Origin of the sequence: Alistipes senegalensis JC50 (assembly GCF_025145645.1) — a bacterium.
Lineage (GTDB): Bacteria > Bacteroidota > Bacteroidia > Bacteroidales > Rikenellaceae > Alistipes > Alistipes senegalensis.
Genome location: NZ_CP102252.1, coordinates 2,667,436 through 2,693,696, shown reverse-complemented (window position 1 = coordinate 2,693,696; position 26,261 = coordinate 2,667,436). Strand labels below are relative to the sequence as shown.

Genomic DNA, 26,261 nt, shown 5'->3' with positions numbered 1-26,261 from the left:
AACGGCTATTCCAGCTCCCAGTCCGTGCCGTCCTTGCGGTCCTTGACGCGGATGCCGGCCGCGGCCAGCCCGTCGCGGATGCGGTCCGAGGCGGCCCAATCCTTCGCGGCACGGGCCTTCAGCCGCTCGTCCAGCAGCATTTCGACCAGCGGCGTCACGTAATCCCGGCCCGAAGCGGCTCCGGCGGCCTTTTCGTCGCGCAGACCCAGAATGTCGAAGGCATAGCGGCGGACGGTGGCCGTAAGGGTTTCGAGATCGGCGGCGGTGATCGTCTGCGAACCGTCGATCAGCTGGTTGATGATGCGCACCCAGTCGAACAACGCCGAAATGACCATCGGTGAATTGAGGTCGTCGGCCATCGCCTCGGCGCAGCGGGTCTCCAGCTCCGCGGGGTTCACCGTCGAAGCCGCCGCGGGTTTGATTTTCCCCAAAGCCTCGATGCCTTTCATCAGACGGTCCAGCCCCTTTTCGGCGGCCTGCAAAGCCTCGTTCGAGAAATCGAGCGTCGAGCGGTAGTGGGCCTGCAAGACGAAGAAGCGGATGGTCATGGGCGAGAAAGCCTGCGCCAGCAGTTTGTGCGACCCGGTGAAGAGCTCTTCGAGGGTGATGAAATTCCCCAGCGACTTGCCCATCTTCTGCCCGTTGATCGTGATCATGTTGTTGTGCACCCAATACCGTGCCGAGTCGTGGCCCAGCGCAGCGGTAGACTGCGCGATCTCGCACTCGTGGTGCGGAAACATCAGGTCCATGCCGCCGCCGTGGATGTCGAAACGCTCCCCGAGGTAGCGCGTGGACATCGCCGAGCACTCCATGTGCCAGCCCGGGAATCCCTCGCCCCAGGGCGACGGCCACCGCATGATGTGTTCGGGCGCCGCTTTCTTCCACAGCGCGAAATCGTAGGAGTGGCGTTTGTCCGACTGCCCGTCCAGTTCGCGCGTGTTGGCGACGATGTCGTCGAGGTTGCGGCCCGACAACCTGCCGTAGTTGTATTTGGCGTTGTACTTTTCAACGTCGAAATAGACCGAGCCGTTGGACTCGTAGGCGTAGCCGTCGGCGAGGATCTTCTTCACGAACTCGATCTGCTCGATGATGTGGCCCGAAGCGTAGGGCTCGATCGAGGGGGTCTCGACATTGAGGGCCTCCATCGCCCGGTGGTAACGCTCCGTGTAGTAGTGGGCCACCTCCATCGGCTCCAGCTGTTCGAGCCGGGCCTTCTTGGCGATCTTGTCCTCTCCCTCGTCGGCGTCGTGCTCCAGATGCCCCACGTCCGTGATGTTGCGCACGTAGCGCACCTTGTATCCCGAAGCCTTGAGGTAGCGGAACAGCAGGTCGAACGTCACGGCGGGGCGGGCGTGGCCCAGATGCGGATCGCCGTAGACCGTGGGACCGCAGACATACATGCCCACGCGGCCCGGCACGAGGGGTTCGAACTCCTCCTTGCGGCGGGTGAGCGTATTGTAAAGTACGAGTTTGGAATCCATATTCGTGAATTAACGTTTTGAACGGGTAAAATTACAACTTTTTCCGCAAACAACCGCCTTTCAACTCAAAAATCGAGCAGCCGGAAGCGTTTGCGCACCTCGGGCATCGGCATCGGCTCCTCGTAGTGCCACCATTCGCGGCGGTAGGGAACCAGCCCGGCCTCGCGCATGACCGACCGGAGCAGTTCGCGGTTGCGGGCCGCCACGGCCGAGATCTTCCCCGCGGCGACCAGCGCGGCCTCGCCCCCGGTGTGGGCCTCCTCGCCGAAGAAATCGACCGGCGTTCCCATGTCGGCCTCGCGCCCCGCGGCGTCGAGCAGCGTCACATCGACCGCCACGCCGTAGTTGTGGCGTCCTCCGCGGGTGCCGTCGGCCACATAGACCTGATTCGGAGTCCCCTCGACCAGGCTGTACATATACCGCTGGACGCAGACCGGACGCGCCGCGTCGCAGACCAGCATCCGCCACCCGGGACGCCGTTCGCGCAGCAGCCGCTGGGCATGCGCCAGCTTCGCGGCGAAGTGCGGCAGCAGATAGGCCCGTTCGAGGTCGCCGTAAACGTCGCGCCCCATGAAATTGTCGTCCGTGGAGTACATCAGCCGTACGCACAGGGTGGAATCCACTTCGAGCACGTCGATCAGCCCCGCGTCGCGCATTTTCCGGTCGGTCGCGCCCTGCGCCCGGACGCCCGCGCAGAGCAGGACGGCACACGCCGCCAAAAGCAAGTTTCGTTTCAACATTTTTTGCGGTATTGACGTGACAAAGGTAGCAAAAAGCCGGGGCGGTTCCAAAACCGGATTGCGAACGGCCCGGCGAGACTTTTCGAATCTCCGAAAGCGCCGTTACGGCACCAAAGGCAAGAAATATACGCCGCTCCGGCGCAGGAACCGGGAAATTATCGTACCTTTGCCGCCGATTATTATGAAATTTCAAGACTTAGGACTCTCCGAGCCGCTGTTGCGCGCCATCGGGGAAAAGGGGTACACCGACCCGACCCCCATTCAGCAACAAGCCATCCCTCCCGCACTCGAAGGCCGCGACCTGCAAGGCTGCGCACAGACCGGGACGGGCAAGACCGCAGCTTTCACGCTGCCCATCCTCCAGCTCCTGGCCGCAGAGCCCGCCGCCAAAGGCCGCCGCGAAATCCGCGCCCTGGTCGTCACGCCGACGCGCGAGCTGGCCATCCAGATCGACGAATGCTGCCGCGACTACGCCCGCTACCTCGCCGTCCGCCACTGCGTGATCTTCGGAGGCGTCAACCAGCGTCCGCAGGTCGATGTGCTGCAACGGGGCGTGGACCTGCTGGTCGCCACCCCGGGCCGCCTGCTGGACCTCGTCGGGCAGGGCCATATCTCGCTGGACAAGGTCCGCTTCTTCGTCCTCGACGAGGCCGACCGCATGCTGGACATGGGCTTCATCCACGACATCCGCCGCATCCTGCCGCTGCTGCCCGCACGGCGGCAGACGCTCTTCTTCTCGGCCACGATGCCCCCGGACATCGCCCAGCTGGCCGCCAAAATCCTGCACGACCCCGTGCTGGTGACCGTCACGCCGCCGGCCTCGGTCGTCGAGACCATCTCGCAGCGGGTCCATTTCGCCGAGAAGGCCGAAAAGAGCCGGCTGCTGATCGACCTGCTGGAGGACTCCGACGCACAGCAGGTGCTGGTCTTCACACGCACCAAGCACGGCGCCGACAAGCTGGCCAAGATCCTCAACCGCGCCGGCATCCAGTCGAGCGCCATTCACGGCAACAAGTCGCAGAACGCCCGCGTGAAGGCGATGAACGACTTCAAGGGCGGAGCCTGCCGCGTGCTGATCGCCACCGACATCGCAGCGCGCGGCATCGACATCGACCAGCTGCCGCTGGTCATCAACTACGACCTGCCGGAGGTCGCCGAGACCTACGTCCACCGCATCGGCCGCACGGGCCGCGCCGGGTGCAAGGGCGCCGCATGGTCGTTCTGCTCGGAGGACGAGTTCGACTACCTGAAAGACATCCAGAAGCTCACCGGGCTGACGATCCCCGTCGAGGGTCCCGTTCCGGAGTTCGCCGCACGGCAGAACGCCGCCCCGGCGCAGAAACAGGCCCGGAAAGCCGCCCCGAAACCGGCGCAGAAACCCGCCCGGAACGCGGAGCCTGCACCTGCCCGCACCCCGGAGCAGAAACCGCCGCAGGAGGCCGCGGAAAAGGCCGCCCGGCCGTCGCGTTCGCGCCGCCGCCGGGGCACGCGCCCCGCACCGGGAACCCCGATCCAGCCGTCGGCCAAACCCGCCGCCGACACGCCCCGCAAGCCGGAACGGAAACAGAATGCCGGCAACGCCCCGAAAGGCGACCGGAACGCCCAACAGCCCGCCGCAAACAAATCCGCCGCGAAACCCGCTGCGAACGCCCCGGAGGGCGCTCCGAAACCGTCGTCGTCCCGCCGCCGCAGACGCCGCCCCGCAGGCGGTGCGAAACCGACGCAGGCCCCGGCGGCGAAACCCGCCGCAGAGCCCGCCCCGCGGAAGAGCTGGTGGAAAATGTGGTAAAAATCGGGTTTTCGCGTAATAAGGATTGGAAATAAGCCGTTAAATCGTTACTTTTGCGAGATAAGTAGTTACGAAAAAAGTTTTCTCGGATATGCAGTTTTTCAAACGCTGGAACAATATCACCGGCTGGGCGGTATTCGCCGTCGCGGCGATCGTCTACCTGATGACCATGGAACCCGTGTCGAGCCTCTGGGACTGCTCGGAGTTCATCGCCACCTCCTACAAGCTCGAAGTGGGGCATCCTCCCGGAGCCCCGCTGTTCATGATGCTGGCGCGCCTGGCCACGCTCTTCGCCTTCGGCAACCCCGACTACGTAGGCATCGCCGTCAACGCCATGAACTCGCTGGCCAGCGCTTTCTGCATTCTGTTCCTGTTCTGGACCGTCACCCACCTGGCGCGGCGTCTGCTGACCCGCAACGGCGGCGAACTCTCCGTGGCCGACACCGTCGCCGTGCTGGGCGCCGGAGCCGTCGGGGCCCTGGCCTACACCTTCACCGACACCTTCTGGTTCTCGGCCATCGAGGGCGAGGTCTACGCCCTGTCGTCGATGTTCACGGCGCTGGTCGTCTGGCTGATGCTCAAATGGGAGGAGCAGGCCGACGAACCCCACGCCTCGCGCTGGATCGTGCTGATCGCCTACCTGATGGGGCTCTCGATCGGCGTGCACATCCTCAACCTGCTGTGTATCCCGGCGCTGGTCTTCATCTACTACTTCCGCAAGACCGAACGGGTGACGTGGAAAGGCATCGCGTGGTCAACCGTGATCTCCGGCGCGCTGATCGTCTTCGTCAACAACTTCATCATCCCCTACACCGTCTGGTTCGGGGCGCAGATCGACACGCTGTTCGTCAACACGTTCGGCCTGCCGGTCAACTCGGGCATCACGCTCTTCGCGCTGGCGCTGATCGTCGGCCTGGGATGGGCCGCATGGACCGCCCACAAGCGGGGCCGCGTGCTGCTGAACATCATCCTGCTCTCGACGACGATGATCCTCGTCGGCTACTCGTCCTACGCCTCGGTGACGATCCGCGCCGCGGCCAACCCGCCGATGAACTCCAACAACCCCAACAACCCGCACGCCCTGCTGTCGCTCCTGAACCGCGACCAGTACGGCGACCGCCCGCTGCTGTACGGCGCGCAGTATTCGGCTCCCCCCGAGGGCGTGAAGGAGAAGAAGGTGTGGTATCTGGACGAGGACGGCAAGTACAAGACCGCCACGGTGCTGACGGGCTACACCCACTCGCCGGAGTTCATGACCCTCTTCCCGCGCATGTGGAACTACTCGAAAGGCGAAAAGGAGTACAAGCAGTGGGCCGCCTACCGCACCAAGACCGAGGCGCTGCGCGACGAGAACGGCGAAGTCCGCCGCGACGCGCAGGGACGCCCCGTGCGCGGCGAGGTGCTCGATTTCGGCCGCAGGAAGGTCTACACCGACTCCTACGGCGAAACCCGCACGGTCACGGAACCGACGTTCGGCGAAAACCTCAACTTCTTCTTCAACTACCAGCTCTCGTACATGTACTGGCGCTATTTCCTGTGGAATTTCGTGGGGCGCCAGAGCGACATACAGCCTTCGCGCACGACGATCACCGACGGCAACTGGCTCTCGGGCATCCGCTGGATCGACGAGATGTACCTCGGCCCGCAGGACAACCTGCCGCGCGAAATCGCCGAAAACAAGGGCCGCAACACCTACTATTTCCTGCCCTTCCTGCTGGGTCTGATCGGGCTGCTGTACCAACTGAACCGTGACCAGCGGAACTTCTCGATCGTGATGTGGTTGTTCGTGATGATGGGCATCGCGCTGGTCTTCTATTTCAACACCTCGCCCGGCGAGCCGCGCGAACGCGACTACGTCTATGCGGGCTCGTTCTATGCCTTCTCGATCTGGATCGGGTTCGGCGTGCTGGCCATCCGCGACCTGATCGCGTGGATCACCAAACGCAGCAACGTCACGGCGGCAGCCGCCGCAACCGTCCTCTGCATGGGCGTTCCGGCGATCCTCGCGGCCCAGAACTGGGACGACCACGACCGCTCGCACCGCACGATGGCCCGCGACATCGGCTGGAACTACCTGATGTCAACGCTTCCCAACTCGATCATCCTCAACTACGGCGACAACGACACCTTCCCGCTGTGGAACAACCAGGAGGTCTACGGCGTGCGCCCCGACGTGCGGATCATGAACACCTCCTACCTCGGGGGCGAATGGTACATCGACGAGATGAAGACCAAGGCCAACGAGGCCGCAGGGGTTCCGTTCTCGCTGCCCAAGCGCAAGTACACCTACAACAACGACATGATCTACGTCACGAACAGCATCGACCGCGCGGTGGACATCCGCGAGGTGATGGACTTCGTGCGCAGCGACGACCCGCGCAGCCAGATCAAGCTCTCTGACGGTTCGATGACCGACTACATCCCCACCAAGCGCATCGCGCTGCCGGTGAACAAGGAGAACGCCGTCGCTTCGGGCATCGTGGCCGAAAAGGACCGCGACAAGATGGTTGACACGGTGTACATCAACATCAAAAAGAACTCGCTGGACAAGAACCAGCTGATGATCCTCGACATGCTGGCCAACTTCGACTGGAAACGCCCGATCTACCTCACGCAGGTCTACATCCTGCAAGACTTCGGACTGATGGACTACCTCCAGTTCGACGGCTACGCCTACCGCTTCGTGCCGATCCTCACCCCGGCGCAGAACCCCTTCGAGATCGGACGCATCGACCCCGACTATGCGGCTCCGCTGCTGAAAGAGACTTTCCGCTATGGCAACCTCTCCGACCCGAGGGTCTACGCCGACTATTTCATCCAGTACAACCTCTCGGCCTCGCACGCCCGCGACGCCTTCGCCCGCGTGGCCAAGGAGCTGCTGCGGCAGGAGCGCGTCGCAGAGGCCGTCGAGCTGCTCGACCTGGGACTGGAACGGATGCCGACTTCGCAGGTGCGCTTCACCGACACCAACACCTACCCCTTCCTCGAAGCCTACTACGCCGCTGCGGCGATGGGCGACGCGGAGGCCGCCGAAAAGGGCGACGCGCTGCTGCGGGAGTATGCCCAGACGCTGATCGAATACATCGAGCACTACCTCCGTTTCGAGGGTGCGCAGGGCGACATGGTTTCGGGCATCATCGACGAGAAGCTCGACCAGCTGGGCGACGTTTACTACCTGGCCAGCTACGCGGGCCGCAGGGAGGTGCTCGCCGAACTGAACACCTACTACCGTTCGCTGGGAGTCTCGGAAGAGAACCTGATCGACGCGGGCGACAAGCCCCAGCAGCCCGATTCGGCCCGCTTAAAAAACGGGATTTAGGAGCGACGGTCTGCATTAACCGGATTGCACGCTTCAATCCCATTGAAAACCCGCATCCTATGCAGAACGCACGGAGCAATCCGTGCGTTTTTTTGTGCGCCGCAGGAGCGATTGCGTGCACTTTTTCGTATATTTGCCGGGTACAAACCCCCAAAACCCCGAACTTATGGCGCTGTTCATTCCGAAAGAGTACACGGCCAAACTCGCTCCCGAAACGATGGAGCAGGCCATCACCTACCTCAAAGAGATTTTTCCCGACATGCTGGCCCGCAGCCTGCGCCTGCGCCGCGTCACGGCCCCGCTGTTCGTGCTTTCGGGCACGGGCATCAACGACGACCTCAACGGCGTGGAACGCCCCGTGTCGTTCCCGATCCGCGACCTGGGCGAACGCCGTGCCGAAGTGGTGCACTCGCTGGCCAAGTGGAAACGCATGAAGCTCGGAGCCTACAAGATCGCCCCGGGATACGGACTCTACACCGACATGAACGCCATCCGCGCCGACGAAGAGCTGGACAACATCCACTCGCTCTACGTCGATCAATGGGACTGGGAGCGCACGATGCGCCCCGAGGAGCGCAACCTCGGCTTCCTGAAAGGGATCGTCGAAACGATCTACGAGGCGATGAAAGCCGTCGAAGAGGAGGTCTACGAACTCTACCCGCACATCACGCCCATCCTGCCCGAACGGATCACGTTCATCCAATCCGAAGAGCTGCTGCGGGAGTTTCCCTCGCTCACGCCCAAGGAGCGCGAGCAGGCCGCCGCACGGAAATACGGCGCGCTGTTCCTCATCGGCATCGGCGGCGAGCTGTCGAACGGCCAGCGTCACGACGGACGCGCCCCGGACTACGACGACTGGAGCACTCCGACCGAAGGGGGATTCAAGGGGCTCAACGGCGACATCATCGTCTGGAACCCGGTTCTCGAAAACGCCTTCGAGTTGTCGAGCATGGGTATCCGCGTGGACCGCGAGGCGCTCGAACGGCAGCTGTCGATCTGCGGATGTCCCGAGCGGCGCGAGATGGAGTTCCACCGGATGCTGCTCGAAGGGCGTCTGCCGCTTTCGATCGGCGGCGGTATCGGACAGTCGCGGTTGTGCATGTTCTACCTGCGGTGCGCCCATATCGGCGAGGTGCAGGTCAGCATCTGGCCCGAGCAGATGACCGCCGAGTGCGCCGCCCACGGCATCTACCTGAAATAAGCCCGCCCGCCCAAGAGCCGCCCGCCTAAGAGGCGGCCCGCTTAAGAAGCAGGATTTAGGGGAGGGGATGCTTCGATGCGCTTTCTGTCCGGTTCCGCGCCTCTTCAGTCAGATGCAGCGGCGGCCTGAACCTCTATTGTCATTGCGAGGAGCGTAGCGACGCGGCAATCCGATCGAAAGTCGTGACCTTGCAACGCATTCAGAGGCGAATTTAAGGGCTGCTGAAACATCTTATACCTCGCCCATATTAAAACCCCGCACTTTCCGGTGCGGGGTTTATTTGTGCAGCCGAAAAAAAGCGGCGGGCAAAGGAAAACTCTGAAGAATTCAATAATCAGTGACGCAACTCACACCTTTGCTCCGCCGCATGCCATTCCGGCCCGGTATCTGCTATCTCATACGACAAAGATAAATAAAATTTCCCATTACACACTATATAGGGTGTAATAAAATTTTATTTCCAAGTCATCTTTGCACCATGAAGCCGAGAAGCCCGAAAAGAGTGAACAACTCATTGACCTCAGCCGTTGCGTGGAAATTGAAACAACTCCGCGTTGCCAAAGGGTTCTCACAGGAATATGTAAAGGAAAACACCGGAGTAAACATACAACGCAGCGAATCCAGCACGACAACCGTATCCCTGATTACGTTGGATATTCTCTGCAAATTCTACGGCACCTCGCTGAAAGAGTTTTTCAACGAACTCGACCAATAAATCAAACCCCTGCTTCTTTCGAAGCAGGGCGTCATTCCGAGCGAACGGAAGTGAGCGTGGGAATCCGAAGAATGCGTTGTAAGGTCACGACTTTCCAATCAGATTGCCGCGTCGCCTGCGGCTCCTCGCAATGACGAAAAAGGCGCAGAACTGGACGGAAAGCGTCCGAAGCCCCCCCCTCCTAAAACCCGCCTCTTAGGCGGGCCGAGCAATGACGAAAAAGGCGCAGATGAGGGTGGAAAGCGTCCTGACATTCCGTCGCGCCCTAAAACCCGGCTCTTAGCCGGGCCGAGCAATGACGGGGAAAGCGCAGAACCGGACGGAAAAGCGTTCCGAAGCCCCCCCCTAAATCCCGCCTCTTAGGCGGGCGGCTCTTGGGCGGGCGGAGTTATTTCCCGGTAGCCGGCTGATCGGGCGTCTTGCCCTCTTTCTTACTCTTGTTGTAGAGGAATCGCTTGATCTTCTGCGTGGGGGTCTTGATGAAATCCTCCTTCTCCTCAACCACCTCCGAGATGCGCGAAAAACGGTTGACCTTGGCGTTCACGAAATCCATGATCTCCTTCTTCAACTGCTCGGTCTTGGCCTCCCAAGCCTCCTTCTTGCTCTCCCACTCCTCGCGCCAGTCGTCGATCATCGACTCGATCTCCTCCCGGTTGAAGTGCACGAGGGCTATGAGACGCCCCTCCTGCTCCGTGACGATCGAATCGGCGATGCAGACGTGCGAATTCAGCACCGTTTCGATGTCCTCGGGATAGATATTCTCGCCCCCGGGCCCCACGATCATATTCTTCAGACGGCCTTTGATGTAGAGCCATCCGTCCTTGTCGAACTCCCCGAGATCGCCCGTGCGGAACCAGCCGTCGGCCGTGAAAGCCTCCTTCGTGGCCTCGGGATTCTTGAAATATCCCACCATCGCGCTCGGCGTGCGGGCCACGATCTCGCCCTGCCGGGTTTCGGGATTGACATTCTCCAAACGCAGTTCGACCCCCGGCGCCTGGGGGCCCGTCGATCCGAGACGCACTTGCGAGGGAGCGGCTCCGGCCAGCAGCGGCGCGGTCTCGGTCAGCCCGTAGCCGATGGCATAGGGCACTTTCGCTTCGAGCAGAAACCGTTCGGCCCCGCCGTCGAGCTTCGCTCCGCCGATGCCGAGGAAGCGCAGGCGGCCTCCGAAGAGCTTCAGGAGCTTCTTGCCGGCCATGCGGTTGAGATAGCGGCGCATGAAGCCGATCCGGTAGAGCATGCGCCAGAAGCGCGTGGAGTTGAATTTGGCGAGCACCTGATGGCGGTAGATCTTCTCGATGACCAGCGGCACGATCAGCATCACCGAGGGACGGATGGCCCGCAGGGCGGGCATCAGCGCCGACGCCGTGGGCGGACGGTCGAGATAGACGATCCGGGCGCCCATCGAGAAGGGATAGATCATGCCGATCGAACATTCGTAGGTGTGCGACAGGGGCAGCACCGAGAGGAACGTATCGTCGCCGCCGACCGGGAAAATCGCCTCCGAGATGGCACCCTGCGCGCACAGCGCCGCATGGGTCAGCATCACGCCCTTGGGCTTCGAGGTCGTGCCCGAGGTGTAGATGATCACGGCGAGGTCGTCGGGTTTGGGGATGCCGGTCGAACCCTCCTCGCGGACGCGCTGGGCGATGACGCCGAGATTCTTGGTGCGGACCACGACGTTGAGCCGTTCGATGGTGTCGCGGGAGAGTTTGGTGAAGAGTTTGTCGGAAACCAGCAGCGCCTTGGCCTCGGAGTGTTCGATGATCATGTCGAGCTCCTCGCCCGAGAAGTCGGGCAGGATCGGCACGGCGATCATGCCGGCCGAGGTCACGGCGAAGTAGCAGACGCCCCAGTTGGGCATGTTGCTGCTCAGCAGGGCCACCTTGTCCCCGGCGCGAAGCCCCGCTCCGGTCAGGATTTCCTGCACTTTGGCAATACGACGGCCCGCCTCGGCGTAAGTCACGTCTTCGCCCTCGAACATCGAAAAGGCGATTTTCGACGCGAACTTCTCCACGCTGCTGCGGGCCAGTTCGTACAATGTATTGATTGTCATGGTACGTTCTCGTTTATGTGCGTTGAGATAACGCAAAAGTCCGGGGCGAAATTACTAAATTCCGGCGAAAAAACACTACTTTTGAGACAAAATAACAGCATGCTCGACCTTCTGAACATCAAAAAACTTGCCGCCGATGCGGGCTTCGACCTCTGCGGCGTCGCGCCGTGCCGCCACCTGTCCGAGGGCGAAGCGCGGTTCCGGGCATGGCTGGCGCGCGGCGGGCAGTCGTCGCTGGGCTACATGGAGCGCAACGCCGAGAAGCGTTTCGACCCCCGGCTGCTGGTCGAGGGGGCCCGCACGGCCGTCGTCTGCGCCGTCTCCTACAAGAACACCGCCTCGGAGGGCTATCCGGCCGGACACCGCACCAAAATCGCCTCCTACGCCTGCACGGCGGACTACCACACGACCATCCGGGCCATGCTCGCGCAGCTGCTCGAGGCCCTGCGCGCGGCGTATCCCGGGCTCGGAGGCCGGGCGTTCACCGACACGGCGCCGCTGGCCGAAAAACAGCTGGCCGCGGAAGCAGGACTGGGCTGGATCGGACGCCAGTCGCTGCTCGTGACGCCGCAGTTCGGCACCTGCGTCCTGCTGGGCGAGCTGATCCTCACCGACGAGGCCGACGCCTACGACACGCCGTTCGGAGAGGAGCGCTGCGGCACGTGCCGCCGGTGCGTCGAAGCCTGCCCCACGGGGGCCATCGCCCCGGACCGGACCATCGACACCGCGCGCTGCATCTCGTGCCGCACCATCGAGAAGGTCCCGGAGAGCGACGCCGGCCTCGACGGCTGGATCTTCGGCTGCGACTGCTGCCAGAGCTGCTGCCCCTGGAACTTGCGCGCGCCGCGGCACCGCAACGCGGCGTTCGACCCCGTGTTCGACCCGCTGACGATGGACGCCGCGGCATGGCTGGGGATGGACGAAACGGCGTTCGAGGCCCTTTGCGGCCGCACGCCGCTGACCCGCAGCGGACTGGCCCGCATCCGGGAAAACGTCCGCCGGAACATCGTCCCCGAAGAGCCCTCGGAACGCTGAACCGGCCGCCTCGCCCCTCGCCTCCGGCACGGCAAACCCGGCCCGGCAGAACCCGATCCCAGTTCCTCCGGCACCCTCCAACGTCACCCGACCCGGCACCGCCCGACCCCGACAACGTCCAACACAACCCGTCCCGGCAACGTCCAACGCGGCACGCCCCGGCCCCTCCGGCACGGCAAATGCGACCCACCCCAGCTCCCCTACTCCAACGCGACCCGGCCCAACACGCCCCCGGCACCGCTCAACACAACCCCAGCCCCCCGACACCGGCCCAACACACACGCCCAACGCCCCCGCCGGGCACGAAAAAAGCGGGTCCCGGAAATCCGGAACCCGCCGTATGACAGTCGTTCGTCCGCGAACTACTTCGACAGCTCGGCCAGCGCGGCCTTGGCGCTCTCGGCAGCGGGACCTGCGGTCACCTTCTGGAAAGCGGCGATGGCCTGCGGCTTCATCTCCTTGGCGTTGTAGGCTGCGCCCAGCAGGTAGTACATCAGGCTCTTGTCCTCGGGATCGGTCTGAGCGTCGGCGGCGGTCTGGGCCAGCTCGATCACCTTGGCGTAATCCTTCTTGTTGGCATAAGCCTGCAAACGGACCTTCTCGGCCAGCGCGCTCGCCGGATTCTTGGCCAGCATGGCGTCGGCTGCGGCGATGATGCCGTCGAAGTTGTTGGCCTCCTGCAACTTGGCCACCATGTTATTGGTGTAGAGCGTGATCATCTCCTTGGCCTTGGCGGCAGCCTCGGCATATTTGGGGTGCGTCTTGGCCGCAACGGCCTCGTAGATCTCCATACCCCGTTCGTACTGAGCCATATCGCCCGTGTTCATAAACATCTCGCAGTAGCTCATCGCCAGGTTCAGCGCCATGTCCGTATTGTCGGGGTCGGCCTTGTAGCCCTTCTCGAAGATGCCGGCGGCCGTCGCGTAATCCTTGTTGTTGAAAGCGTCGCCGCCCTGAATCTGGTACATCTTGGCGACCCAGCCGTTGGCCTTGGCCATCTGGTTCATGTCTCCGTAGAGCTCGGCCAGCTCGGCGGACTTGGTGAAATTCTTCAGCGCCTCGTCGTAGTTCTTGCCTTTCAGCGCCCCGCCTCCCAGCATGAAATAGCAGTTGGGGAGCGTCTTCTTGGCGGTTGCCACCAGCGAAGCGGCATCTTCGTTGTCCATCCCCTGGTCGATCACCTGCTCGAACTTCGCGGCGGCGCCGGCGAAATCCTTGGCGCCGTAAGCGGCCGCCGCCTCGTTGTAAATTGCCGTGAGATCCTGCGCCGAGAGCGATACCGCCGCCAGCAGCGCGACTACCGATACGAATAACTTTTTCATTGTCTTACTATTCGATTTTTAAGTTTTTCAGTCCGTGCACCCCGCCCGGAGATGCGTCGGTTGCAAAAGTATAAAAAAAATTCCTTTTTTACCAAATCTATCCGCGCAAACCCGCGAAAAAATCGTTCATCAGCGCTTCGCACTCTTCGCGGAGCACGCCCCACGTCACGGTGGTCTTAGGATGGAACACGTTTTCGGAGTAGCGGCGGTAGCCCTTCTTCGGGTCGTCGGCGCCCCACACCACGCGGCTCACCTGCGCCCACCCGGCGGCTCCGGCGCACATGATGCACGGCTCGACTGTCACATACAACGTGCACTCCTGCAAGTATTTGCCTCCGAGCGTCGCGGCCGCGGCCGTCAGGGCCTGCATTTCGGCGTGGGCCGTGGGGTCGGCGAGCGTCTCCACGAGGTTGTGGCCCCGTCCGATGACGGCGTCCCCCGCCACGACGACGGCTCCGATGGGCACCTCCTGTTCTTTTAACGCCTTTTGCGCCTCGTTTAGTGCCAGGCGCATGAATTTTTCGTCGGTTTGCAGCTGATTCATCGCATTTTTTTTGCAAAGGTAAAAATTTTCGCTATATTTGTCCCAAGCAGTTCCGGCTGCGACGTTCTTGACATACGATAAATTTTTATTTATAAGGCATTAGCTTTTTTCTTTCGACAGAAATCTGGAAAATTTCAGTAAGAAGAAGTTATAGAGTTGATGCTCGTGTTGTTTCAACGCGGGCGTTATCTATGATTCTTCTTGCGGGTATTCCAGAACCTCTGTCGAGATCATACGAACTTCGTCCGCGTCTTTCGTTTTACGCGGGCCCCTCGGACCGAGCTCTGGGAAGCCTTCAAGCAATAAGCGCACATTAGCCCGCGGCGGGGCGTGCATACGGCACGTCCCGCCATCGTTTTTTTGACCTTTTCCTTTCCGAATCCGGAACCTTTTTGCTAACTTTGCGGGTTGCAACAACAAAACGAACGAACATATTTCCATTTCCGCCATGTACAGAACCCATACCTGCGGCTGCCTCAGGGCCTGCAACGTCAACGAAACCGTCACCCTGGCCGGGTGGGTGCAGAAAATCAGAAACCTCGGGGCCATGACCTTCATCGACCTCAGGGACCGTTACGGTATCACCCAGATCGTCGTCGAGGAACACTCCCCGGCCGAAGCCCGCGCCGTGGCCTGCTCGGTGGGCCGCGAATGGGTCATCCAGGTCGTCGGCAAAGTCATCGAACGCGAGTCGAAGAACCCGAAGATGGCCACCGGGGACATCGAGGTGGCCGCCCAAAAGGTGGTCGTGCTGCACGAAGCCGAGGTGCCCCCCTTCACCATCGAGGAGGTGTCGGACGGCGGCGACGACCTGCGCATGAAGTACCGCTACCTCGATCTGCGGCGTCCGCCCCTGCAACGCAACCTGATTCTGCGTCACAAGATGGCCCAGGAGATCCGCCGCTTCCTCTCCGACGAGGGATTCCTCGAAATCGAGACCCCCTGTCTGGTGGGTTCCACTCCGGAGGGCGCCCGCGACTTCGTGGTGCCCAGCCGCATGTCGCCCAACCAGTTCTACGCCCTGCCGCAGTCGCCGCAGACCCTCAAACAACTGCTGATGGTCGCCGGCTACGACAAATATTTCCAGATCGTGCGCTGCTTCCGCGACGAGGACCTGCGCGCCGACCGTCAGCCCGAGTTCACGCAGATCGACTGCGAGATGTCGTTCGTCGAGCAGGAGGACGTGCTCGAGATCTTCGAACGCTGGGCCAAGCACATGTTCAAGCATGTGATGGGAATCGAGCTGACCGAGCCGCTGCGCCGCATGCCGTGGATCGAGGCGATGGAGAAATACGGTTCGGACAAACCCGACCTGCGCTTCGGCATGGAGTTCGCGGAGATCACCGACCTCGCCAAAGGGCACGGTTTCAGCGTGTTCGACGATGCGGAGTACATCACCGGATTCGCCGCCGAGGGCTGCGCCGCGTACACCCGCAAGCAGATCGACGCCCTGACGGAGTTCGTCAAGCGGCAGCAGATCGGCGCCAAGGGCCTCATCTGGATTCGTGTCGAGGAGGGAGGCGTGAAGTCGTCGATCGACAAGTTCTACGCCCCCGAGGAGGTGCGCGCGATGGCCGAACGCTGCGGCGCAAAGGCCGGAGACATGGTTTTCATCCTCTGCGGCAAGAAGTTCAAGACGCTGACGCAGCTGTGCGCCCTGCGTCTCGAAGTGGCCCAGCAGCTGGGCCTGCGCGATCCGCAGAAGTTCGCCCCGCTGTGGGTGGTGGATTTCCCGCTCTTCGAGTGGGACGACGAGACGCAGCGCTATTACGCCGTGCACCATCCCTTCACGGCCCCCAAGCTCGAAGACGTGCAATACCTCGACAGCGATCCCGGGCGCGTGCGTGCCAACGCCTACGACTTCGTATGCAACGGCACGGAGATCGGCGGCGGCTCGATCCGTATCCACGACTCGAAATTGCAAGAGAAGATGTTCGAACTGCTGGGCTTCACGCCCGAGGAGGCGCAGAAGCGCTTCGGCTTCCTGATGAACGCCTTCAAATACGGCGCGCCCCCTCACGGCGGACTGGCGTTCGGATTCGACCGTCTGTGTTCGCTGTTCGGCGGCTCGGAGTCGATCCGCGACTACATCGCCTTCCCGAAGAACAACGCCGGCCGCGACATGATGCTCGACGCCCCGGGCTACATCGACCAGTCGCAGCTCGACGAACTGTATCTGGAGCTGCGGAAGCCGGAGGAGTAAAGCAAAATCATCCCGACGGAAATCAATTCACCCCTGCCGCAGGTTGCGGCAGGGGTGAAATCATAAAAAAAGCACTATCTTTGTCCGACGAAAAGCGTCATTGCGGGGTTTCGGCAGATCGCCCGTCGCCTGCGGCTCCCCGCAATGACAGACAAAACTAAAACCGCCGCCATGTCAGCACCCTTAGCCGAACGACTGCGCCCCCGCACGATAGACGAATATATCGGGCAGGAACATCTCGTGGGTAAAAACGGGGTGTTCCGAAAATTCTTCGAGACGGGAAATGTCCCGTCGTTCATCCTCTGGGGGCCTCCGGGCGTGGGCAAAACCACCCTGGCCAAGATCGTCGCCACGCAGTTGGAACGCCCGTTCTTCACCCTCTCGGCCGTCACGTCGGGCGTGAAGGACGTGCGCGAGGTGATCGAATCGGCGCGCAAGCAGCGGTTCTTCGACCAGCGCCCGCCGTTCCTCTTCATCGACGAGATCCACCGCTTCAACAAGTCGCAGCAGGATTCGCTGTTAGGAGCCGTCGAGCAGGGCGTCGTCACGCTGATCGGCGCCACGACGGAGAACCCCTCGTTCGAGGTGATCTCCCCGCTGCTGAGCCGCTGTCAGGTCTACATCCTCAAGTCGCTCGAAGACAAGGACCTGCAAGTGCTGCTCGACCGAGCCCTGACGACCGACACCGAACTGAAGGAACGCGACATCGAGGTCGCGGAGACCGGCGCGCTGTTCAAATTCTCGGGCGGCGACGCGCGCAAGCTCCTGAACATCCTCGACATCGTCGTCGGAGCCACGGACGGCAAGGTGACGATCTCCGACCAATACGTCACCGACTGTCTCCAACAGAATATCGCCCTCTACGACAAGAACGGCGAACAACATTACGACGTTATCTCGGCCTTCATCAAGTCGGTCCGGGGCAGCGACCCCAACGCCGCGATCTACTACCTCGCGCGGATGCTGGCCGGGGGCGAGGAGCCGCGGTTCCTGGCCCGGAGGCTGGTGATCCTGGCCTCGGAAGACATCGGGCTGGCAAATCCCAACGCCCTGCTGCTGGCCAACGCCTGCTTCGACACGGTGCACAAGATCGGCATGCCCGAAGCGCGCATCACGCTGGCCGAGACGACGATCTATCTGGCCACGAGCCCCAAGAGCAATTCGGCCTACATGGCCATCAACAAGGCGATGGGGCTCGTCGAACACGACACGACGAACCGCCCGGTGCCGCTGCACCTGCGCAACGCCCCGACCAAACTGATGGACCGGGCGGGTTACGGCAAAGGGTACAAATACGCCCACGACTACGCCGGGCACTTTGCCGAGATGGAGTTCCTGCCGGAATCGCTCTCGGGCACGAAATTCTACGAACCCGACACGCAGAACGCCACCGAAGCGAAGATCGCCGAACGGATGGCGCAACTCTGGAAAGACAAATACAAATAAGATGAAGCGCATCGGTATCCTGTCCGACACCCACGGCACGTTCGACGAAACCCTGATGAATTTCTTCCGGGACGTCGATGAACTCTGGCACGCGGGCGACATCGGGTCGATCGAACTGGCCGACCGGATCGCCGCCTTCAAACCGCTCCGGGCCGTCAGCGGCAACATCGACGGCGGACTGACCCGCCGTGTCTATCCCCAGTTCCTCTCGTTCGAATGCGAGGGCGTCCGGGTGCTGATGACCCACATCGGGGGCTATCCGCGCCGCTACGACCCGCGCGCCGTCGCCAAGATCCAGTCCGTGCGCCCGAAGCTCTTCATCGCCGGGCACTCCCATATACTCAAGGTGGCCTACGACCCCGTCTACGACCTGCTGGCGGTCAATCCCGGAGCCGCCGGGGAGTTCGGATTCCACAAGGTCCGCACCGCCGTAAGGCTGGTGATCGACGGTACGGACATGCGCGACATGGAGGTCGGCGAATGGCCGCGAAAATAGAAAAATCGGACTTACCCCGAGCCAAAAGAGCTAACTCACCCCGGCTTTTTCAGCCACCTTCCTACCTGAATGCAATTTATATATCAAAAAAAGCCGGGAACGTATCTCGGACAGACTTTGCTGGTAGTCAGAGAAATAAACGGTGCATTCCGCCGGGGCACCCCACAAAACGGACCTGACTGCACGATTCCGCCCATCGAAAAACCAATACCGCCCGCAACCGACTGATAAACAGCCCGTAGTCCCAAGCCTCAGGATCGGACCGAAACGGACTCGGCACACGGAACCAGTTAATAATCAACAGGCATGGTTCAGCTGCTAAACAAAAACGATCTTACAATAATCATATACGCCTCGCCGTTAGTATAGCGAATTCACTAACGACGACGCAACATGCAACCGAAAATCTCAAAAACGCTGGAAGGCATCATCGCCCGTTCGGCATTCAACACGACGAAGGCAGGAATGACGCACTCGTTCAAAGACTTCCTCACGCTGGAACTGCTCCGCGAAGAGGGCTCCCTCGCCTATCAACTCTTGTCCTCCCGTCTCAAGGACTGGGAGCTCTACCAGGTACGCCTGCGCATCGAACGCGAGATAATCACCGTCAAACCGCAGGAGTCCCTCTCGCCGGAGACCTTCTTCCGGGATTTCACCGAGGAGCTGCTCGCCACATCGGGGGCTGTCCGGAGCGTCTCGACCGCCCACGCGCTGCTGGCCGTCATCAAGGACCGCACGACCGCCACGTCGCGCGTGCTGGAGATGTACCATGTGACGCCGGAGATCGTCGCCGAAGAGCTGCAAAAGTTCTCCGTGGGCGACGACTTCCGCTCCGAAATACAGGTCCACATGCTCGACTTCGGCGAGGAGAACAAATCCGCCGGAAAGGAGTCGGAACACCTGCTGGACAAATTCGGCGTGAACCTCACGCGGCTGGCCCGCGAGGGCAAGATCGACCCGGTCGTGGGCCGCGAGCAGGAGATCGAGCGCGTGGTGCAGATCCTTTCGCGCCGCAAGAAGAACAACCCGATCCTGATCGGCGAAGCCGGCGTGGGCAAAAGCGCCATCGTCGAGGGGCTGGCGCTGCGCATGGCGCGCGGCGAGGTGCCCTACACCATCGCCGACAAGACGCTCTTCTCGCTCGATGTCTCGTCGCTCGTGGCGGGCACGAAGTTCCGCGGCGAGTTCGAAGAGCGCATGCAGCAGCTGATCGACGAACTGCGCAAGGCCAAGGATACGATCATCTTCATCGACGAGATCCACACCATCGTCGGCGCGGGCTCCACGCAAGGCAGCCTCGACACGGCCAACATCCTCAAACCGGCCCTGGCGCGCGGCGAACTGCAAACCATCGGCGCGACGACGCTCGACGAGTACCGCGAGAACATCGAAAGCGACTCGGCGCTGGAACGCCGTTTCCAGAAGGTGGTGATCGAACCCACGACGCCCGAGCAGACGCTCCAGATCCTGCGCAACATCGCCCCCCACTACGAGCGCTACCACAAGGTGCACTACACCGAGGAGGCGTTGCAAGCCTGCGTGAACCTCACCGGACGCTACATCACCGACCGCTACTTCCCCGACAAGGCTATTGATGTCATGGACGAAGCCGGATCGCGGGCCCACCTGCAATCGGCGCGCGAACCCGAGGAGCTGCAAGCCATGAAGACGGCGCTCTGCGAAGCCAAACGCGAACGCCGCGAAGCGATCGAAGCGCTGGTCTACGAAAAGGCCGCCTCGGCCCGCATGCGCGAAATCGCGCTGCGCTCGAAGCTGGGCGAAACCAGCGCCGAATGGAAACGCTCGCTGGAAAACAACCCCGTGGAGATCACCGCGGAGCACATCCAGCAGGTCATCACGGCGATGACGGGCATCCCGGCCGAACGGGTTTCGAGCGGCGAAATGGCCCGTCTGCAAACCCTGCGCGACCACCTCGCCCGGCGCGTGGTGGGGCAGCAGGAGGCCGTGGAGAAGATCTCGCGCACGATCCGGCGCTCCCGCGCGGGTCTGAAAGACGAGAACCGCCCCATCGGGGTCTTCCTCTTCGTGGGTCCCACGGGCGTAGGCAAGACGCTGCTGGCCAAGGAGGTGTCGAAATGGCTGTTCGACGAACACCGCGGACTGATCCGGATCGACATGAGCGAATACAGCGAGAAACACAACGTGGCGCGCCTGATCGGCTCGCCCCCCGGATACGTCGGTTACGGCGAAGGAGGCCAGTTAACGGAGGCCGTGCGTCGTCAGCCCTACGCCGTGGTGCTCTTCGACGAGATCGAAAAGGCCCATCCCGAGGTCTTCAACACCATGTTGCAGATCTTCGACGAGGGGCACCTCACCGACGGCTCGGGACGCAGGGTCGATTTCCGCAACACGATCATCATCATGACCTCGAACGTGGGTTCGCGGGTCGTGATCCAGAAATCGGTGCATGTGGGTTACAGCACCACTTCGAAGAGCGCCGTGGCCGACCGGACGCCCCAGAGCGAATACCGCAAGGCGCTGGAGCAGACCTTCGCCCCGGAGTTCCTGAACCGCATCGACGACATCATCCTGTTCCGCACGCTGGAAATCGCCGACGTGGAGCGGATCATCGAGCTGGAGTTGCAGGGATTGCTCAACCGCACGAAGAAGCTGGGCTACAAGGTGAAGATCACCGAAGGGGCCAAACGCCGCCTGGCGGCCATGGGCTACGAATCGCGCTACGGAGTCCGCTCGCTGAAACGGACGCTGATGGACAACGTCGAAGAGCCGCTTTCGTCACTGATCATCGACGGCAAGCTCCACGAGGGCGACACCGTGGTCGTGGAGTCGGACAAGGCCCACGGCGTGAAGCTGCGCGTGGCGTAAAACCAAACAGCTGTTTATGTAATAAGGGAGGACCGTGCGGTTCTCCCTTATTACATAAACAGCTATCGGTTCAATTCAATTTCTCAATCTCAAAATTAGCATATCCACAATGACAACTCGATACGGTTACGCCGTATTTGTCTTCGATTGCCTCGATAATTTGTTTTACACTCGGTTTTGCTGATGTTCCGGTTACAAGAATCTCGACGCTCATTCCCTTCGTCAGTTTTCCAGCATTTTTGATCGCTGTCATTTTCCATAAATTTCCAGCCATAGTTTTCAATTTTTAAATGTATGATCGTTATTCCAATGAAATTGCCAAATATTTTTCAAATTCAGTTTCCTTATCCGTAACATACGCATACCGAGTGTATGTATTTATAATATCAACAAGATCGGGACCAAGATAGTCAGCCGCAGTATGGTTTACCATATCCATATAAATCGAATAAAATTCATCCGCCTCCAATTTCGCCGAAAATGCCTTTATCGTTTTCAACACGATATTACAATAATCTGAAATCCAAAACTCCGGTTCGGTTATTAAAAATCGGACCGCATCATAATACGCATTATAAACGATCTCGTATTTGTCCGAAATAATTTGAGAGTTCCCTGCAAAAAAGAGAAGAAGCCCCATAAAATCGGCATCGGCCTTGTTCTTCTTTTTTAATTTACTCAATGCCATTGTAAAATACCCGGAGATCGTTTTCGCATACATGTCCGAGTTGAGTGCCAATGAATCTGTTTTCATTAGGATAGATTTCAATTTTTTCAAATCTTGTTCATAATAATTCATCGGCTTCATTTTATCAAGAGCCGCTCTGGATGACCCTGTCATAAGGTCATATTCACTCAAGCGTATCTGCTGTGACAACTTTAAGTCCCGTTCGCTCTGCTCTCTTTTCTGCGAACAATATTCGATTAAACTCATCTGCATGGTATCCCTGAATCGGGATAAAATCCGGTTTAAATCACACAGATTCTCATAGTCCACGTTTCCGTTTTCGATTTGCATTGCTTTGTAATCGCATACGAATCGTATCATTTTATCCTTTTGGTTTTCGTAATTTTTACACCCCAAAAATGAAAGACAAAAAAATATCGACGCCCCAATTACCCTATACTGTTTCATAATTTATATTTTATTAATTTACAAATATTTATCACTAATATTACAGGAATCTATTTCCACAATTATTGCCAATTCAATTATTTTCCATAAGCACTGAGATATGCGCCACTCGGCTCCTATATGGCGGTTGTCAAAAAAGAAGTGTGGAGTCGTTCGTTTATCTGAATGGAGGTTCTGGAATACCCGTGAACAAATAAACAATACCCCACACCGGACAGTATATCGAGAATGATATAACTATACACGGCGATGAGTGTTTGTATTGCTTATTCTTGTTCACGTGAAATTTTCCAGATTTCCATTCAAGAATAAAAGCGAAACACTTCTGCCAACAATATGTCGCTGCCCATCCGGACAGCAAGACAAAGATAGAAAATGTTTTGCAGAATACAACGCTCTTTTGGGGTATTGCTCCCACAAATTTCAGCAAAAAATCCCCGAAAGTCAATATTGACCAGGAACTATGTTATTTCAACTTGGAAAAATCCGCACAAACCTTTCTTCTCTTTTCCCAGAGATTATTCGTACCTTTGCGCACCTATGTACAAATTCGCAACATACAAAGACCAATACAAGGCCAACCTGCGGCTGGCGCTGCCCGTGGTGCTCACGCAGCTGGGCCAGATCCTGACGCAGTTCGCCGACAACCTCATGGTCGGCCGTTACGGCGGAGACGACCCCACGCCGCTGGCTGCCGTGTCGTTCGGCGGCGCGGTCTTCTTCATCCTCTTCATCGCCGCCGTCGGCATCGCACTCGGCATGACGCCCCTCGTGGGCGAACTCTACGCCCAGGGCGACCGCGAAAAATCGGCGGGCCTGCTGCAAAACGGCATCCTCTTCTACGGACTGCTCGGCCTGACGATGGCCGTCGTGCAGTATGCCGCCATCCCGCTGCTCTATCATCTCGGCCAACCCGCCGAAGTGGTCGATATGGCCATCCCCTACTACAAGATGCTGGTTTACAGCATGCCTTTCATCATGCTGTTCTTCACCTTCAAACAGTTCCTCGAAGGCGTGGGCAACACGAAGGTCGAAATGGCGGTCACGATCGTCGCCAACCTGGCCAACATCGGCTTCAACTGGGTCTTCATCTACGGCCGCTACGGATTCCCCGAGATGGGCGCCGAAGGCGCGGGCCTCGGCACGCTGCTGTCGCGCATCATCGCCCCGATCGGGATGATCGGCTACTTTTACAGCCGCCACAAATACCGCGCTTACCTCGACGGATTCTCGCCCCGCAACTACTCGTGGGCCACGGTCAAACGGCTGCTGCACATGGGGCTTCCGATCTCGCTGCAAATGTTCCTCGAAGCCTCGGCCTTCGTCGGCACGGGGATCATGATGGGGTGGTTCAACAAGGAGACCATGAGCGCCAACCAGATCGCCACGACCATCGGCAACTGCGCCTTTATGATCGTCATGTCGATCGGCGCGGCCACCACCATCCGCGTGTCGCACTGCTACGGAGCGCGCAACATCGGCGAACTGTCGCTGGCGGCCAAAGCGTCGTACCACCTCGTGCTGGCGTGGAACGCCTTCGCGGCCATCGTCTTCATCACGATGCGCAACGTCATCCCGACGCTCTTCACCACCAACGCCGAGGTGATCGCCATCGCCTCGCAGCTGATGGTCTTCGCCGCGCTGTACCAGCTTTCGGACGGCATCCAGAACGTCTCGGTCGGCATTCTGCGGGGTATTCAGGACGTGAAGATCATCATGCCGATCGCCTTCGTGTCGTACTGGCTGCTGAACCTCCCGGTGGGCTACCTCTTCGGCTTCACGATGGGCATGGGCCCTTCGGGGCTCTTCCTGGGCTTCTCGTTCGGACTCTCGGCCGCCGCCGTGATGATGATCCTGCGCATCCGCCGCAGCATTCGCCGCTTGTATGCAAGCGGCAATTAAGAATTAAAAATCGGGGCGGGCATCTTCGGGGATATTTCGAATGGCAATCCTCTCGATTTTTAATTTTTAATTTTTAACTTTTAATTGATTATTCGTATCTTTACGCAAATTATACCCGTCAATGGATAGCGAAAAACAACATACAGGCGCCTGCAAACCCGAAGTGGGCCGCGGATGCGCCTTCTGCGACTGCGGCTCGGAGAGCGAGGCCAGGCTCTGCGACGGCTGCTTCAAGCTCCACGAAACCCCCTGGCTCGACGAGTATCCGGTCAACGTGCCGACCGACATCGTCGAGGTGCGCTTCAAGAACACCCGCCGCTCGTTCTACCAGAATGTCAACAAACTGCCCCTCAAACGGGGCGACATCGTGGCCGTCGAGGCATCGCCGGGCCACGACATCGGCATCGTGTCGCTCACGGGCGACCTCGTGGCGCGGCAGATGCGCCGCACGGGCTTCAACCCCTTCAACGGCGAATACCGCAAGATCTACCGCAAGGCCAAGCCCTACGACATCGAAAAGTGGCAGGAGGCCATCGCCCTGGAGCACGAAACGATGATCGCCTCGCGCCAGATCGCCGCCGACATGGGACTGAATATGAAGATCGGCGACGTGGAGTATCAGGGCGACAAGATCAAGGCCATCTTCTACTACATCGCCGACGAGCGCGTCGATTTCCGCGAGCTGATCAAGGTCTTCGCCGAGCGGTTCCACATCCGCATCGAGATGAAGCAGATCGGCGCCCGCCAGGAGGCCGGACGCATCGGCGGACTGGGCGCCTGCGGCCGCGAACTGTGCTGCGCGTCGTGGATGTCGAGTTTTTCGAGCGTCACCACGGGCGCCGCGCGCGTGCAGGACATCTCGCTCAATCCCCAGAAGCTGGCCGGGCAGTGCTCGAAGCTCAAATGCTGCATGATGTACGAATACGACACCTACGTCGATGCCCGCAAGGAGTTCCCGCGGCTGCGCGAGCCGTTGCAGGCCGTCGAAGGGGAGTGGTTCCTCGTCAAGAGCGACGTACTGGCCGGCACGATGACCTTCTCGTCGTCGAAAGACACGATGGCCAACGTCGTCACGCTGCCCGTATCGCGCGTGCGGGAGATTCTGGCGCTGAACCGTCAGGGCAAGAAGGTCGAGCAGCTGCAACACGCCGACGACATCCGCCCGACGGTCGAGGAGCCGACCTACCGTTCCGAGGAGGACAGCATCACCCGCTTCGACCAGGCCAAGCGCCGCAACAAGCGCGGAGGCCGCAACAACAAGGGCCGCGGCGGCGACCGTCCGCAGCAGAACGGCGGCGGAAACGAACGCCGGGAGGCTTCGGGAGAGGCCCGCACGCCCCGCGAGGGCCAGCAGGGACGCCCCGAACAGCGGCGTCAGCAGCGTCCGAACAACGGCGGCGAACGGCCGCGCAACAACAATTCCGAGGGCGGCGGCAACGCTCCCCGCGAGAACAACGGCAACCGGAACCGCAACAACCGGCGCCGCCGCGGCAACGGAGGCAACGGAGGCGGCAATAACGGGAACAACGGCGGGAACGGCGGCAACAACGGCGGATCGCCCCAAAACCAATAGGCGCGTGAGGGCTTCGGCACGGCATATCGCCGCGGCCGCGACGGCCGCGCTGCTGGCCGGAGGGTGCGTTTCGCCCCACCAGTCGGCGGCCACGGATGTCGATCCGTTCCGCTGGGAGCTGGGCGCCGAAATCCTTCTGCCGAACGCCGACACCGTGACCCTGCGCGACGCGGAGGTGTTCCTGCGCTGCAACGACCGCTTCGCCGAAGATACGCTGACGCTCCGCATCGCCACCGTGACGCCCGATTCGCTCCGCTTCGAGGAGCCTTTCCGGCTGGTCATCCCCCGCGGAGAGAGCCGCCCGACACCGCTGATGCGCGAAATAGTCGTCCCCTACCGCATCCGCATGCGGTTCGCGCAGCAGGGCGACTACCACTGCATCCTCACGCCGACACACCCTGTCCGCGGGGTCGAAGCCGTGGGCATTAACCTGACAAAGAGCGAATAGATACGCAAT

General features: G+C 60.6%; 18 protein-coding genes and 1 pseudogene. 12 read left to right on the top strand and 7 right to left on the bottom strand.

Annotation, left to right across the window (positions count from 1 at the left end; translation table 11 throughout):
• Nucleotides 1–5: 5 nt before the first annotated feature.
• Nucleotides 6–1,481 (bottom strand): cysteine--tRNA ligase, encoded by a 1,476-nt coding sequence (gene cysS, locus NQ519_RS10690; protein WP_019151165.1) that lies wholly within the window; start codon nt 1,479–1,481, stop codon nt 6–8.
• 65 nt (nt 1,482–1,546) lie between these two features.
• A complete protein-coding gene (locus NQ519_RS10685) occupies nt 1,547–2,221 on the bottom strand; it encodes a M15 family metallopeptidase (protein ID WP_019151166.1) in 675 nt (224 codons plus the stop codon).
• Nucleotides 2,222–2,402: 181 nt separating this feature from the next.
• On the opposite strand from NQ519_RS10685, the pseudogene NQ519_RS10680 reads away from it, so the two are divergent.
• From NQ519_RS10680 to NQ519_RS10665, 4 genes and pseudogenes are all read left to right on the top strand, one after another.
• Nucleotides 2,403–3,494 (top strand): annotated as a pseudogene (locus NQ519_RS10680) (DEAD/DEAH box helicase); the annotation flags it as partial.
• A gap of 607 nt (nt 3,495–4,101) precedes the next feature.
• Nucleotides 4,102–7,329: a glycosyltransferase family 117 protein gene (locus NQ519_RS10675; protein ID WP_019151168.1), complete on the top strand. Its 3,228-nt coding sequence runs from the start codon at nt 4,102–4,104 to the stop codon at nt 7,327–7,329.
• 166 nt (nt 7,330–7,495) lie between these two features.
• Nucleotides 7,496–8,530, top strand: coding sequence for an aspartate--ammonia ligase (asnA, locus tag NQ519_RS10670; RefSeq protein ID WP_019151169.1), 1,035 nt, complete (start codon nt 7,496–7,498; stop codon nt 8,528–8,530).
• 478 nt (nt 8,531–9,008) lie between these two features.
• Entirely contained in the window at nt 9,009–9,245 is a 237-nt protein-coding gene (locus tag NQ519_RS10665) for a helix-turn-helix domain-containing protein (protein ID WP_019151170.1), read from the top strand.
• Between the two features lie 388 nt (nt 9,246–9,633).
• Here NQ519_RS10665 and NQ519_RS10660 read toward each other — a convergent pair whose 3' ends face one another.
• Nucleotides 9,634–11,301, bottom strand: coding sequence for an AMP-binding protein (locus tag NQ519_RS10660; protein ID WP_019151171.1), 1,668 nt, complete (start codon nt 11,299–11,301; stop codon nt 9,634–9,636).
• A 99-nt stretch (nt 11,302–11,400) separates the two neighbouring features.
• On the opposite strand from NQ519_RS10660, the gene queG reads away from it, so the two are divergent.
• Nucleotides 11,401–12,336, top strand: a complete 936-nt coding sequence (gene queG, locus NQ519_RS10655) for a tRNA epoxyqueuosine(34) reductase QueG (RefSeq protein ID WP_019151172.1) — start codon at nt 11,401–11,403, stop codon at nt 12,334–12,336.
• A 362-nt stretch (nt 12,337–12,698) separates the two neighbouring features.
• On the opposite strand, the gene NQ519_RS10650 is transcribed toward queG, so the two are convergent.
• Nucleotides 12,699–13,658 (bottom strand): tetratricopeptide repeat protein, encoded by a 960-nt coding sequence (locus tag NQ519_RS10650; RefSeq protein WP_019151173.1) that lies wholly within the window; start codon nt 13,656–13,658, stop codon nt 12,699–12,701.
• Between the two features lie 97 nt (nt 13,659–13,755).
• Complete coding sequence (locus NQ519_RS10645) at nt 13,756–14,202, bottom strand: nucleoside deaminase (protein WP_019151174.1); 447 nt, start codon at nt 14,200–14,202, stop codon at nt 13,756–13,758.
• A 448-nt stretch (nt 14,203–14,650) separates the two neighbouring features.
• Here NQ519_RS10645 and aspS point away from each other — a divergent pair, with 448 nt between their 5' ends.
• From aspS to NQ519_RS10625, 4 genes are all read left to right on the top strand, one after another.
• Nucleotides 14,651–16,405, top strand: a complete 1,755-nt coding sequence (aspS, locus tag NQ519_RS10640) for an aspartate--tRNA ligase (protein WP_019151176.1) — start codon at nt 14,651–14,653, stop codon at nt 16,403–16,405.
• A 171-nt stretch (nt 16,406–16,576) separates the two neighbouring features.
• Complete coding sequence (locus NQ519_RS10635) at nt 16,577–17,851, top strand: replication-associated recombination protein A (protein ID WP_026076619.1); 1,275 nt, start codon at nt 16,577–16,579, stop codon at nt 17,849–17,851.
• Nucleotide 17,852: 1 nt separating this feature from the next.
• A complete protein-coding gene (locus NQ519_RS10630) occupies nt 17,853–18,347 on the top strand; it encodes a metallophosphoesterase family protein (RefSeq protein ID WP_019151178.1) in 495 nt (164 codons plus the stop codon).
• A gap of 393 nt (nt 18,348–18,740) precedes the next feature.
• The gene (locus tag NQ519_RS10625) at nt 18,741–21,194 is read left to right on the top strand and encodes an ATP-dependent Clp protease ATP-binding subunit (RefSeq protein WP_019151179.1); all 2,454 of its coding nucleotides are present in this window, start codon (nt 18,741–18,743) and stop codon (nt 21,192–21,194) included.
• A 70-nt stretch (nt 21,195–21,264) separates the two neighbouring features.
• Here NQ519_RS10625 and NQ519_RS10620 read toward each other — a convergent pair whose 3' ends face one another.
• Both NQ519_RS10620 and NQ519_RS10615 read right to left on the bottom strand, forming a co-directional pair.
• Complete coding sequence (locus NQ519_RS10620; protein WP_044054518.1) at nt 21,265–21,468, bottom strand: hypothetical protein; 204 nt, start codon at nt 21,466–21,468, stop codon at nt 21,265–21,267.
• Between the two features lie 27 nt (nt 21,469–21,495).
• A complete protein-coding gene (locus NQ519_RS10615; protein ID WP_227901123.1) occupies nt 21,496–22,242 on the bottom strand; it encodes a hypothetical protein in 747 nt (248 codons plus the stop codon).
• 627 nt (nt 22,243–22,869) lie between these two features.
• Here NQ519_RS10615 and NQ519_RS10610 point away from each other — a divergent pair.
• From NQ519_RS10610 to NQ519_RS10600, 3 genes are all read left to right on the top strand, one after another.
• On the top strand, nt 22,870–24,231 hold the full coding sequence (locus NQ519_RS10610; RefSeq protein WP_019151180.1) for an MATE family efflux transporter: 1,362 nt from the start codon (nt 22,870–22,872) through the stop codon (nt 24,229–24,231).
• A 121-nt stretch (nt 24,232–24,352) separates the two neighbouring features.
• Nucleotides 24,353–25,804: a PSP1 domain-containing protein gene (locus tag NQ519_RS10605; RefSeq protein ID WP_019151181.1), complete on the top strand. Its 1,452-nt coding sequence runs from the start codon at nt 24,353–24,355 to the stop codon at nt 25,802–25,804.
• 4 nt (nt 25,805–25,808) lie between these two features.
• Entirely contained in the window at nt 25,809–26,252 is a 444-nt protein-coding gene (locus NQ519_RS10600) for a hypothetical protein (RefSeq protein WP_019151182.1), read from the top strand.
• Nucleotides 26,253–26,261: the final 9 nt, after the last annotated feature.

Bases quoted from the DNA above. Each gene is read 5' to 3' on its own strand.
- NQ519_RS10635 (WP_026076619.1), top strand. From the start codon at position 16,577: ATGTCAGCACCCTTAGCCGAACGACTGCGCCCCCGCACGATAGACGAA.
- NQ519_RS10645 (WP_019151174.1), bottom strand. From the start codon at position 14,202: ATGAATCAGCTGCAAACCGACGAAAAATTCATGCGCCTGGCACTAAAC.
- NQ519_RS10650 (WP_019151173.1), bottom strand. From the start codon at position 13,658: ATGAAAAAGTTATTCGTATCGGTAGTCGCGCTGCTGGCGGCGGTATCG.
- cysS (WP_019151165.1), bottom strand. From the start codon at position 1,481: ATGGATTCCAAACTCGTACTTTACAATACGCTCACCCGCCGCAAGGAG.
- NQ519_RS10660 (WP_019151171.1), bottom strand. From the start codon at position 11,301: ATGACAATCAATACATTGTACGAACTGGCCCGCAGCAGCGTGGAGAAG.
- NQ519_RS10615 (WP_227901123.1), bottom strand. From the start codon at position 22,242: ATGATACGATTCGTATGCGATTACAAAGCAATGCAAATCGAAAACGGA.
- asnA (WP_019151169.1), top strand. From the start codon at position 7,496: ATGGCGCTGTTCATTCCGAAAGAGTACACGGCCAAACTCGCTCCCGAA.
- NQ519_RS10610 (WP_019151180.1), top strand. From the start codon at position 22,870: ATGTACAAATTCGCAACATACAAAGACCAATACAAGGCCAACCTGCGG.
- aspS (WP_019151176.1), top strand. From the start codon at position 14,651: ATGTACAGAACCCATACCTGCGGCTGCCTCAGGGCCTGCAACGTCAAC.
- NQ519_RS10675 (WP_019151168.1), top strand. From the start codon at position 4,102: ATGCAGTTTTTCAAACGCTGGAACAATATCACCGGCTGGGCGGTATTC.
- NQ519_RS10605 (WP_019151181.1), top strand. From the start codon at position 24,353: ATGGATAGCGAAAAACAACATACAGGCGCCTGCAAACCCGAAGTGGGC.
- NQ519_RS10625 (WP_019151179.1), top strand. From the start codon at position 18,741: ATGCAACCGAAAATCTCAAAAACGCTGGAAGGCATCATCGCCCGTTCG.
- NQ519_RS10665 (WP_019151170.1), top strand. From the start codon at position 9,009: ATGAAGCCGAGAAGCCCGAAAAGAGTGAACAACTCATTGACCTCAGCC.
- NQ519_RS10630 (WP_019151178.1), top strand. From the start codon at position 17,853: ATGAAGCGCATCGGTATCCTGTCCGACACCCACGGCACGTTCGACGAA.
- NQ519_RS10620 (WP_044054518.1), bottom strand. From the start codon at position 21,468: ATGGCTGGAAATTTATGGAAAATGACAGCGATCAAAAATGCTGGAAAA.
- NQ519_RS10685 (WP_019151166.1), bottom strand. From the start codon at position 2,221: ATGTTGAAACGAAACTTGCTTTTGGCGGCGTGTGCCGTCCTGCTCTGC.
- queG (WP_019151172.1), top strand. From the start codon at position 11,401: ATGCTCGACCTTCTGAACATCAAAAAACTTGCCGCCGATGCGGGCTTC.